The organism is Streptomyces rugosispiralis, assembly GCF_024505145.1.
GTDB lineage: Bacteria > Actinomycetota > Actinomycetes > Streptomycetales > Streptomycetaceae > Streptomyces > Streptomyces rugosispiralis.
The window spans coordinates 171,067-182,223 of the sequence record NZ_JANIAA010000017.1 but is presented as its reverse complement, the minus strand read 5'-3'; the positions used below and the strand labels follow the sequence as shown (position 1 = coordinate 182,223).

The 11,157-nt window shown below is 69.4% G+C and carries 8 protein-coding genes; 4 read left to right on the top strand and 4 right to left on the bottom strand.

What is annotated here, in order from left to right; genetic code table 11:
• From NP777_RS24720 to NP777_RS24705, 4 genes are all read left to right on the top strand, one after another.
• The coding region (locus NP777_RS24720) for a type I polyketide synthase (RefSeq protein ID WP_256652373.1) at positions 1-2,005 on the top strand (2,005 nt) is incomplete at its 5' end.
• A 64-nt stretch (positions 2,006-2,069) separates the two neighbouring features.
• Entirely contained in the window at positions 2,070-2,828 is a 759-nt protein-coding gene (locus NP777_RS24715; RefSeq protein WP_256652372.1) for an arylamine N-acetyltransferase family protein, read from the top strand.
• 97 nt (positions 2,829-2,925) lie between these two features.
• Positions 2,926-4,152 (top strand): LLM class flavin-dependent oxidoreductase, encoded by a 1,227-nt coding sequence (locus NP777_RS24710; protein WP_256652371.1) that lies wholly within the window; start codon positions 2,926-2,928, stop codon positions 4,150-4,152.
• A gap of 76 nt (positions 4,153-4,228) precedes the next feature.
• On the top strand, positions 4,229-5,431 hold the full coding sequence (locus NP777_RS24705; protein ID WP_256652370.1) for a cytochrome P450: 1,203 nt from the start codon (positions 4,229-4,231) through the stop codon (positions 5,429-5,431).
• On the opposite strand, the gene NP777_RS24700 is transcribed toward NP777_RS24705, so the two are convergent.
• From NP777_RS24700 to NP777_RS24685, 4 genes are all read right to left on the bottom strand, one after another.
• On the bottom strand, positions 5,407-6,105 hold the full coding sequence (locus tag NP777_RS24700; RefSeq protein ID WP_256652369.1) for an alpha-ketoglutarate-dependent dioxygenase AlkB family protein: 699 nt from the start codon (positions 6,103-6,105) through the stop codon (positions 5,407-5,409). The two genes, NP777_RS24705 and NP777_RS24700, sit on opposite strands and share 25 nt — an antisense overlap.
• Before the next feature lie 37 nt (positions 6,106-6,142).
• Positions 6,143-6,871, bottom strand: coding sequence for a 2OG-Fe(II) oxygenase (locus NP777_RS24695; protein WP_256652368.1), 729 nt, complete (start codon positions 6,869-6,871; stop codon positions 6,143-6,145).
• 72 nt (positions 6,872-6,943) lie between these two features.
• On the bottom strand, positions 6,944-7,450 hold the full coding sequence (locus NP777_RS24690; RefSeq protein WP_256652367.1) for a methylated-DNA--[protein]-cysteine S-methyltransferase: 507 nt from the start codon (positions 7,448-7,450) through the stop codon (positions 6,944-6,946).
• A 180-nt stretch (positions 7,451-7,630) separates the two neighbouring features.
• Positions 7,631-11,068: an ATP-binding protein gene (locus tag NP777_RS24685; protein WP_256652366.1), complete on the bottom strand. Its 3,438-nt coding sequence runs from the start codon at positions 11,066-11,068 to the stop codon at positions 7,631-7,633.
• Positions 11,069-11,157: the final 89 nt, after the last annotated feature.

The following is an 11,157-nucleotide window of genomic DNA, read 5'->3' as shown; positions in this document are numbered from 1 at the left end:
TGGAGCGGTGTACGCGGAAGTGGCTCTGCCGGAGGAACATCGGGTCCAGGCGGCGGGGTTCGGGCTCCACCCGGCACTCCTGGACGCCGCCATGCACACCGTGGCCTTCCACAACCGCGACGAGGCCGATGCGGAGCTCGTGCTGCCGTTCGCCTATCGAGAGGTGGCGCTGCATGCCTCGGGGGCCTCGGCACTGCGGGTACGCGTGACACCGTCCGGCCCGCACACCATGTCCCTGGAATTGGCCGATGAGAGCGGCGCCCCCGTGGCTTCGGTGGGCTCGGTGGTGTCCCGTCCGGTCGGTTCCGAGCAGTTCGGCACGGCGGCGGCGACGGCGGACCGGATGTTCCGCGTCGCATGGGAGGAACTGCCGGTTCGGCCGGACGGTACGACCGTGGAACCCGTATCGGTGGGCGACGCCGAGGACGTACACCACCTGGCCAGGACGCCGGAGACCTCCCAACCGGACGTGCTGCTGCTGGACCTCGGCGACGGTACGGCCGAGGTGCGGGAGCTGACCGGGCGGGTGCTGCGGGTCGTACAGGCGTGGCTGGCCGAGCCTTCGTTGGCGTCCAGTCGGCTGGTCGTGGTGACGCGGGGTGCCGTCGCCGTCCGGGAGGCCGATCCGGTCGAACCGGCGGCGGCCGCCGTATGGGGCCTGGTGGGGTCCGCACAAGCGGAGAACCCCGGGCGGATTCTCCTCCTCGATGTCGACCGGGCGACGATACCCACCGCGTTGCTGCCCGCACTGCTCGCCGGTGACCAGCGCCAACTGGCCCTACGCGACGGCACCTGCTTCGCCCGGCACCTCACCCGTGTCACGGATGTACCCCAAGCCGGTCCGGGTGGTTCGGGGTCCGGCGGGACGGTGTTGGTGACGGGTGGTACGGGGGCGCTGGGCGCGGTGGTGGCGCGGCATCTGGTGACCGTGCGGGGAGTGCGGAGTCTGGTGCTGGCCAGTCGGAGCGGGCCCGAGGCCGTTGGCGCCGCCGAGTTGGAGGCGGAACTGGTCGAGGCGGGTGCGCGGATACGGATCGTCGCGTGTGATGTGGCCGACCGCGACGAGGTGGCCGGGCTGCTGGACGCTGTCCCGGAGGACGCTCCGTTGTCGGCGGTGGTGCATACGGCCGGTGTTCTGGATGACGGGGTGCTGACCGCGTTGACCCCGGAACGTATGGACGCGGTGTTCCGGCCGAAGGTGGATGGTGCGCGCCATCTGCATGAGCTGACCCGGGACCTGGACCTCTCCGCCTTCGTCCTGTTCTCCTCCGCCGCCGGCACTCTGGGCAACGCGGGACAGGGCAACTACGCCGCCGCCAACGCCTACCTCGACGCGCTGGCCCATCAGCGCCGGGCCGAGGGGCTGCCCGCCGTGTCCCTGGCCTGGGGCATGTGGCAGCAGACCGCCGGAACAGGGATGACCGGCCGCCTCGGCGATGCGGACCAGCGCCGTATGACACGTGGCGGTGTCGCCCCCTTGTCCCCGGTCGAGGGCATGGAACTGTTCGACACCGCACTGCGTACGCCCGCACCCATGGTCCTCCCCATCAGGCTGGACCTCGGCGCGCTCCGTGGCCAAGCCGCCGGCGGGGCGGTCCACCCGATGCTGCGCCGGCTGGCCCCGGCGGCCCGCCGAGCCGCTGCCCCTCGGGCCACGGCCGATGAGGGCCTGGTGACCGGCCGACTGGCCGGGGCGGATCCCGAGGAGCGGGAGCGGATCCTGCTGGACATGGTGCGGCAGGAGGCCGCCCGGGTGCTGGGACACTCGGCGGCCGCCACCCTCGACCCGGACCTCCTGTTCACCGAGATCGGTCTGGACTCACTCATGGCGGTGGAACTACGCGACCGCCTGGCCAAGCGCACCGCGCTGCGGCTGCCTCCCAGCTTTGTCTTCGACCACCCGACCCTCCGGATGCTGGCCTGGCAACTGCGGGACGAGCTGGAGAAGGCGGACGCGGACGCTCCCTCTGGTGCTGCCCCCGCCCCTGGAGCCGCCCAGGAGTGACTCGGCCCCCGCACCCGGTTCAGCTGGACCAACCCCGACCGAAGCGGCAAGAAAGGGATCGCACATGTTCAGCGCGGAGACGTACCTGGCGCATCTGGGGTTCTCCCAGCCGCCCGCCCCCACCCTGCCGAACCTGCGGCAGTTGCACCGCAGCCATCTGATGACGGTCCCCTATGACACCAACCACACCCACCGCCTCAGCGCGGAGAACATGGCCGACATCGATATCGACAAGGCATTCGAGGCCATCGTGCCGACCGGCGACGGTGGCATGTGTCTGGAGCTGAACACCCTGTTCGCCCGCTTGCTCCGCGATCTGGGCTATGACTTGGACGTCATCAGCGGAGGCACGTATCTGCCCGGTGACATCTTCGCCCCCGACCCCGAACACATGCTGATGCTCGTCCGTATCGAGGGGCAGGAGTGGCTGGCCGACGTGGGACACGCCGGTCTGTGCTTCACCGAGCCGCTGCGCCTGTCCGAGGAGGAGGTGCAGTGGCAGTACGGCTGTGCGTTCCGGCTGATCCGGCGGGACGGCTTTCTCGTGCTGCAGGCCAAGACCCTGGATCACGACTGGCGCACCACCTACCGCTTCACCACCGAGCCCAGGACCTATGACGCCTGGGCCGGCGTCGGTGATGGCAATGGCCCGGCCATTCTGGCGGCGATGCGCCGGCGCAGGCGCGCCATCGACAAGGGGCAGGTCTTCCTCACCAACAACATGTTCACGATCGTGGAGGACGGCCATGAGAAGGTCACCCTCCTCGTCGATCCGGAACAGCGCGCCCAGGTGCTCGACACGTACTGGGACGGTCGCGACTGACCGAACCGGTGCCGCCATCCCCGTCCCGGCCCGTCCCAGCAAGCGGTCCCGACCGAGCCCGCCGCCGACGACCAGCAGATGAGAGTGATGATGCGCCATGAAATTCGGCTTGCTGTACGGGGCCCAGCTGCCCCGACCCTGGACCCAGGACTCCGAACACCGCCTGTTCAAGGAGATGTTGGAGGAGATCGAGCTGGCCGATCGGCTGGGCTTCGACCATGTGTGGTGCCCTGAGCACCACTTCCTGGAGGAGTACTCGCACATGTCCGCGCCGGAGGTGTTCCTCGGCGCGGTCAGCCAGCGCACCAGCCGCATCCGCATCGGCCACGCGGTCGCTCTGATGCCCCCGGGGTTCAATCCGACGGCACGGGTCGCCGAGCGGATCGCCACGCTGGATCTGCTCTCCGACGGGCGGGTGGACTTCGGCACGGGCGAGTCCACCACCCCCACCGAGCTGGGCGGATTCGGCGTGGAGCGCTCCGTCAAACGGGATCAGTGGGCGGAGGCGGTGGACGCCGTCGCCCGTATGTTCGTCGAGGAGCCCTTCGCCGGGGTCGAGGGCAAGTACGTGTCCGCTCCGGTCCGCAATGTGCTGCCCAAGCCGCGGCAGAAACCTCATCCGCCGATGTGGATGGCCTGCGGCAACCGGGACGCGATCCGCATCGCGGCCACCAAGGGCCTCGGCGCGCTGAACTTCTCCTTCTTCGGGCCGGCGGAGACCAAGAAGTGGGTCGACGCCTACTACTCGGGCATCGAGTCCGCGGACTGCGTACCCGCGGGATTCGCGGTCAATGCCCAAATCGCCGCGACCATTCCGATGTTCTGCCACCAGGACGAGACCACGGCGGTGGAACGCGCCGTCGACGGCGTCCAGTTCTTCAACTTCGGCCTCGGCTTCTACGCGGGCTTCGGCACCGCCGCACCGGGCCGCACCCGGCTGTGGGAGGAGTTCCAGCGGGACCGCGACAAGCACGGCATGGGCCGCTCCGCCTTCGGCAAGCCCGGTATGCCACTGGGCAATCCGGCCCGGGGCGCGGTGGGCAACCCGCGTCAGATACGCGACTTCCTGCGGCTGCACGAGGAGGCCGGACTGGACCAGGCGATCTTCCTCGTTCAAGGCGGTGGGACCCGGCACGAGCACATCTGCGAGTCGCTGGAGCTCTTCGCCAAGGAGGTGCTGCCCGAGTTCAAGGAGCGCGACGAGACCGCCGAACGGCTGAAGGCGGCCCGGCTCCGGCCCGCCATCGACGCCGCCATGGCCCGGCGCGAGCCGCCACGGACGGCCGACCCCGACTACATCATCCCCGCCCGGAGCCAGAGCTGACTCCGGAGCCCGGAGCTGACAGCAAAGCCGACACGGCATCGGCATCACCGAAGCAGAAGGAGAACGTGGTACCGCCATGGCTGACACCCCCGAAGAAGAACTTCGCATCCTCGACCCGCAATCCGTCGCCGAGGAGCTGCGCAAGCACGGCCCTCCGCGGCAGATCACGATGCACGGCACCACGGCATGGCTCGTCTCCCGCTACGAAGACGTCCGGGACTGTCTCGGACACCCCGGCATGAGCCCGGCCGCCGCCTACGCCGCCTCCCAGGGCCAGTCCACTCCGGTGAGCGGGCTGTTCGAGGACACGCTGCCCGGCACCAATCCACCCCAGCACACCCGCCTGCGCAGACTGCTCGCCAAGGCGTTCACCGCCCGCAGGGTGGAGAGCCTGCGGCCGCGGGTGCAGGAGATCACCGACACACTGCTGGACCGGATCGCCGTCGACGGCCGGGCCGATCTCGTCACCGCGCTGGCCATCCCGCTGCCCATGCAGGTGATCTGTGAACTCCTCGGCGTGCCCATCGCCGACCGCACCGAATTCCACCAATGGGCCGATCTGATGCTCATGCCCCCGCTGGACCCGGACACCGCCGCGCGTTCCCAGGACGCCGCCACCAAGCTGTGGACGTACATGGAGGACCTCGCCGAGGCCCGGCGGAAGGCCCCCGAGGACGACTTGATCAGCGATCTGATGTCCGCACACGAGGACGACCGGCTCAGCCACCGCGAGGTGGTCGCCACCGCCCGGATGATGCTGATCGCCGGATACGAGCTGACCGGCAGCTTCATCAGCAACGCGGTCTTCTCGCTGCTGTCCCAGCCGGACCAGATGGAGCTGCTGCGCAAGGACCCCGAGCTGGCCGGGCGCGGTCTGGAGGAGCTGCTCCGGCACGCCGGGCCGGGCATCCTCGTCGTGCGTTTCGCCAACGAGGACGTGGAGATCGGCTCCGTACCCATCCGCGCCGGCGACCAGGTGCTCCTGGACATGGACGCCGCACACTCCGACCCGGCACACTTCACCGACGGCGAGCGGCTGGACCTGACCAGGGACTCCGCCGTGCATCTCCAGTTCGGCCACGGCATCCACTACTGCATCGGCGCGCCGCTGGCCAGGGTGGAGGGGCAGATCGCCCTGGAGAGCCTGGTCCGGCGGTTCCCCGACCTGCGGCTGGGCGTTCCCGCCTCCGAGATCGGCCACAGCAAGAACCCGTTCATCCGCTCGCTGACCGCGCTCCCCGTGGAGTTCGAGGCTCAGCGGCCCGCGGGCGCGGGGTGATCGCGGGACGGCGTCGGATCGGCCAGGCCGGTGACCCGCATGGTGATGTTCAGCCGTCCGGACTTCAGTCCGGTGGCCGGGTCGCCGGTTCCCGGCAGGATCTTGGGGACGGCGTGGTACGCGTAGCGGGAGGGGCCGCCGAAGACGAACAGATCCCCGGAGGCGAGTTCGAGGTCGGTGTACGGCTTGGTGCGGGTCTCGGTGTTGCCGAAGCGGAAGACGCAGCTGTCGCCGATGGTGAGCGAGACCACCGGGGCGGATGACCGCTCGTCCTTGTCCTGGTGCATGCCGAGCTTCGCCTGGGCGTCGTAGAAGTTGATGAGCGCGGTGTCGGGGGTGTAGCCCTGGCCCGCTGTCTCGTCGTGGTACGCGTCGGCCAGGGCGCGACGGCCCAACTCGACCATCCAGTCGGGGAATTCGGCGACCCGGGCGCCGTTCACATCGTCGGCGGTGCGGGTGTACGCGTAGGGCTGCCAGTGCCAGCCGATGCACACCGTCCGCACCGACATGACGCCCCCGCGCGGCAGCCTGGTGTGCCGGATCGGGACCGGGCCGGTGGCCCAGCCCCGGCAGGCGATGACCAGCTCCCGCTGCCGCTCGAGGCTGAGCCAGCCCGGCACATGGACGGCGCCGGGGGCCACCTCGAGGCGCGGGCGGGGGATCAGGGCGTTCATACGGGGATTCTCCGCGGACGGGGACTGGCGGGCGACATCAGGTGGCGTCGTGGAAGACCAGCCCCAGCGCGTGGCGCCGCCCGGAGCGCACCGCGCTGACCCCGTGCCGCATGACCCCGGCCGACCAGCCGCGCTTGGTGGCCACGGGACGGTCACGAGTGGTGAAGATCAGGCCGCGCCCCTGCTGGAGGACGGTCGTGGTGCCCCGGGACTGGGCCCGGGGCCGCTGCTCGACCAGCAGGAACTCCCCGCCCGTGTAGTCCGTGCCGTACGCGTCCAGCCCGATCACCACCTGGAGCGGAAAGAGCATGTCGCCGAACACATCGCGGTGCAGGGCGTTCCAGTCGCCCGGACCGTATCGCAGCAGGATCTGCGCGGAGCGGTCCTGCCCGGCCTCATGGCACATGGCCAGCCACTTCTCGAGGCTGTCCGGCCACGGCGCCGGGCGGCCGAGCCGCTCCGCCCAGTCACGGGCGATGGGCAGCAGCCGCGGATAGAGCGCGGCGCGCAGCTCGGCGACCGGTTCGGGCAGGTCATGGGTGAAGTAGCGGTACTGACCTGAGCCGAAGCGATGGCGGGCCATGTCGATGGTGTTCCGGAACTGCCCGTCCCGCTCATAGAGCCCGGCGATGCGGGTGCACTCCGCGGGGGTCAGCAGCCGTGGCGTGAGCGCGCACCCGTAGGTGTCCAGCCCCTCGGCCAGTTGTGTCCAGTCGGCCGCGGCCACGCGCTGGTGGAGACGTGCGGTGTCGGTCGTGGTGCTCATCGGTGTGCTCCGGGTTCTCCGGGATCCGGGAAGGGTGCGGTGGGGGCCCGCGGTGGCTACGAGGCCCGTGGCTCAGGTCGTCCGGAGGGCGCCTTCGTGGACGAGGAGCCGCTCCTTGCGCTCCAGCCCGCCCGCATAGCCGGTCAGTGCGCCGGTGGCGCCGATGACACGGTGGCAGGGCCGGACGACCAGCAGCGGATTGCGGCCGATCGCGGTGCCGACGGAGCGGACCGCCGTACGCGGGGCGCCGATCTGCCGGGCGATGTCGCCGTAGCTGACGGTGGTGCCGTACGGAATGGCCTCCAGCGCCTGCCAGACCCTGCGCTGGAACTCCGTACCGCCCTCGACGCACTCGATGTCGAAGCGGGTGAGCTCGCCGTCGAAGTAGGAGCGCAGCTGGGAGACGATCTCGGTGAACGCCTCGGCGTCCTCGCTCCAGCCGTCCTGGACGACGGCTCCGCCCTTCTGCCCGGGCACGGACAGGGAAACGAGCGCGGTACCTCCCGTCGCGGTGGCGGACCGCTCGCCCACCAGCAGCAGCTCGCCGAGCGGGCTGTCGATCGTCGTGTGGACCGTCATGGCTGTGGTCTCTCTCTTCTTCTCGCCGTTCTGTCTTGCGCTGCTCCCAGCATGCGTCTTTCGGACACGGAAAGCTGGCGGGATTCGGACATGGCGTTTCGGGGACCAATTCCGGTGCTCCCGCCCGCCGGGTGACGTGGCGGGCCGGCCCCGCCAGCCGGTGAATCTCCCCCCTGGGGATCAGAAGACGCGGGGTTCCTGACCCGTGGACTTGCGGTTGCGGTTGGCCATCTTCTCCCAGAAGCCGTGCAGCTCCCTGACGGGGATGCTCACCCACGGAGCCGTGTGGCGGCTGACGGCAGGGGGCCGCCAGCGGAAGCGGCTGTGCAGGAGCGCCTGCTGCTGCCGGCAGAAGGGCTCCTCCATCTCCGTCTGGGTCCTGCCGCCCTTGGGAGGATAGGGGCACAGGCGGAAGTGGCACGTGGGCAGGCAGGTGGCCCCGGGCTCGTTGCCGTCCGCCCGGCCGATGCTGTGCTCGGGGTGGAGCGGGCTGCGATCATGCGTGAGACAGGGCGGAAGGGTGTCCTTGGTGGCCCTCCTCAGCCGCTCTTCGATCTCGTCGGGGTTACCGTTGCGCTCCGTGAGATTGAGCATGACGAGGATGTCGGCGACCAGGCGCTGGGCCCGCGGGTGCAAGGTGCTCCAGCCCACCGACGGGGCGATCCACAGATTGTGCTTGCGGTAGCGCTCGGGGTCGGCCGGGCTGGAGCCGACGTTGTAGATGGCCCGGTTCTCATCGATCCACAGGAAGCGCTCGGGATGTCCGGTCTCGAGGGCCAGGGTCACCAGGTCACCGGCCTCGGCGACGAATGGGTGCAGAAGTCTGTCGGCGTGGTGTTCGGGATGGGCGCTGGTGGGAGTGGGCGTGTCGTATGCGGTGCCCGCCGTGGAAAGCCAACGGGCCACCGATCGCACGGGGTCGGCCCCTTGGTTCGGTGGGACCGTGTCGCCGTTCGGGACCTGATCCGCGGACGCCGTCCGCGCCCGGCCCCGCCGGTGCCGCTCCGTCGTGTCCGGCCCGGCTGGGCGTCCGATGGCGTCGGGAAGCGACCACAGGCACAAAGCGTGCAACAGGGTGAGTTGCGCATACCAGCAGCGGCTGCACGTCAACATCTTCTCGGCCTGCTTGACGAGATAGGCGAGCGTCTCGTCACAGACGTCGGGGTGGCGTCGTCTGCGGTTGGCGGCGTTCTTGAAGCCCCGGGCAAGAGCGTTCTCCAGCGAAAGGGGCAGGTCCGGCTCTGTGTGCGGAGCATGAGGCATCACGGGGCTGCGGAGGCGGGTGGTGGGCGCGAGGTGCTGCAACCAGATTTCCAGCCGCTCCTTCGCCTCGTCGCGGTACTTCTCGGAGACGGAGCCGACCATCATGGGAAGGAGCCAGGCTCTCAGAGCGAAGTGCCGCCACCAGCCGGCCCTGTCATTCTCGTAGTCCGCCACGAATCGGGCGTGCTCCTGTTCTCGCCGTCTCGCTTCGCCGGGGTCGATGGGTTCGCGATCTCCTCTTTCCAGCCACTTTGTGTATGCGTCATTCAATTTCCGTTTGGCCTGGCGTGTCTTCCGCAGGTACTGCAGTACGGGATCGGTCCCCAAGGGGAAGTGTTTCCGCAGCGCGCTGAAGGCCGTGTCGCCGCCCGAGCTGATTTCCTGTGTGATGGCGATCCGCACCGGATGGGAGGGCTCGTGGGTTCCGATGTCGAAGAACTGGCTGTACGGCAAAGGTGGTGGCGCCCCGGGCCGGTGTGTGGAGCGCCGGTCCGACCTGCGGTGGTCCACTTCGCGGAGGGCCGCTCCGAAGTGGCGCACCAGCTTGAGCTTCGCCTCCTCGACGGTTCGCTGGTCACCTCTGATGGCCAGTCCGGGCCAGGCGGCAAGGAGTTCATCGGCGATCTCGGTCTGCTCGGATTCGGGATCCACGCTGTCGATGTCCAGGGCCGCGGCGTAGAGATCGAAGTACTTGGGATCCTGCCGACCATGGGCGGCCTTGCGGAGAATGCCGGATAGCCTTTCGCGTCTCTTCTTACGGGCGAGGGCATGGCCGCGGGCGGGACGCGGCGCGGCAGTCGGCTGGGCGCGGCCCGTCGCCGCCCGATGACGAGAAAGCAGCACCAGTGCGATCAGCAATTCGCGGGCAGGCCCTGGGCTGTGCAGGGCGGGCTCGACGACCTGATGTATCTGATCGTCGTCCATGCGATACAGCAGGCGATATCCCAGATATGCCTGGATGATGCTGTGCGGGAAACGCACCTTGTTCTCATGGGCCATCACCAGCCCGAGCAGCTGTCCATTATTCGCGAAGCGAGAAAACTCGGTCCTGCAGGCGTTCGGATGCTCCGCGGGTTTCAGCCAGTGTGCCGTGTCGTCGAACTCGTCCGCCAGAGCCTTCCAGATGGCGGCGCGCTGCCTCTCGGAGACCGGCAGACACCCATCCCTGGGCTCCTGGCCGTCCTCGTCATCCGTGCCCGTCTCGACCAACTCGTCGAACGTCACCTCAAGGCGGTCCCGGACAAGCCCCAGGCAGGCGAGGGCGGAGATCACCCGTATGGTCTGCCAGCGCTCCTGACGGCCCATCACCAGTTCGTCGAAGAGAAGCCCGTCCTCGATCGCCTTCCGGTAGGTGTCCAGGAGCCACAGCCGGAGGGTGGCGCAGTCATGGCTACGGGTGTCCAGCCGGTCCGGTTCCTCGCGCAGGGTCATGTGTTCCAGCAGACCGCGTTCCTGGAGGAGCCGGGCGATCTGCAGATAGCTCGGCGAGTCCGAGACATTGGCCGTCTCCACGATCCAGTCCAGACGGCGCTCATCGACCTCGGAGAAGTCCCTCACCAGGTACTCCAGCGCCGCCTCCTCGCTCAGCGGCTCCAGGTCGGCGATCACGGCCCGGGTGCCCTCCAGGGGCGGATGCGGGCGGGAGGCGATGACCAGCGGCAGCTTCTGCCGGGCCGCCCGGTCGATGGCCCGGCGGATGATGTTGTCGCGGTCGTCCCGGTACTCCCTGTCGAGAAGCGCCTCCTCCAGCCCGTCGGCGATGACGACGGCCTTGTCGTCGAGCCGCAATTGCCGCCAGGTCTTGTCGAACTGGCCGCTGGCCAGCACCCCTTGATCCGCCTCCTCCGCCAGCCGGCGCCGGGCCATTTTCTCGAAGTCCAGATCCCCGTCGGCGTCCATGTCACGAAGGCGTATGGGCACGGGCACGGCGGCCTGCTGGGCCAGCATGTGCGTGAGCTCGACCAGCACCGCGGTCTTGCCCACCCCCACCCCGCCGACCAGCAGATAGGGCCGCCGCGTCCTGCGGTTGCGCAGGGTCTGGGCGATGACCTGGGAGAGCTCCCGGCGCCCGACGATCCGGTCGATGAGCGTTCCCGCGGTGGGGACCAGATCGTGCGGTGCCGATCTCGCCTTGTCGACCAGCGGTTTCTTGGTCTTGTGGTACCAGTAGATCAGGAAGAGCGTCAGGACGAAGGAACCCGCGAGGAGCGGTCCGACGACGCGGGTGGCGGTGGCGAACCACGTGGTCCGCTGCATGGTGTGGATCCAGGTTCGCTCCGCGCTGACCGAGTCGTAGATGGCCGCTGCCAGCCACAGGGCGAGGAGGGCCGTCCCGGCATAGGCGTAGGCGCGCACGAGACGGCCGAAGGTGGGCCGCCATCCGCGCCAACTCCGGTTCGGGAGGATGCTGCGGCTCGCCTCCCGGTTGGTCCTGAAGGTTCGCC

Excerpts from the sequence above, each read along its gene's own strand:
- NP777_RS24690 (WP_256652367.1), bottom strand. The coding sequence starts at position 7,450 with ATGACGGTCCACACGACGATCGACAGCCCGCTCGGCGAGCTGCTGCTG.
- NP777_RS24695 (WP_256652368.1), bottom strand. The coding sequence starts at position 6,871 with ATGAGCACCACGACCGACACCGCACGTCTCCACCAGCGCGTGGCCGCG.
- NP777_RS24710 (WP_256652371.1), top strand. The coding sequence starts at position 2,926 with ATGAAATTCGGCTTGCTGTACGGGGCCCAGCTGCCCCGACCCTGGACC.
- NP777_RS24700 (WP_256652369.1), bottom strand. The coding sequence starts at position 6,105 with ATGAACGCCCTGATCCCCCGCCCGCGCCTCGAGGTGGCCCCCGGCGCC.
- NP777_RS24715 (WP_256652372.1), top strand. The coding sequence starts at position 2,070 with ATGTTCAGCGCGGAGACGTACCTGGCGCATCTGGGGTTCTCCCAGCCG.
- NP777_RS24705 (WP_256652370.1), top strand. The coding sequence starts at position 4,229 with ATGGCTGACACCCCCGAAGAAGAACTTCGCATCCTCGACCCGCAATCC.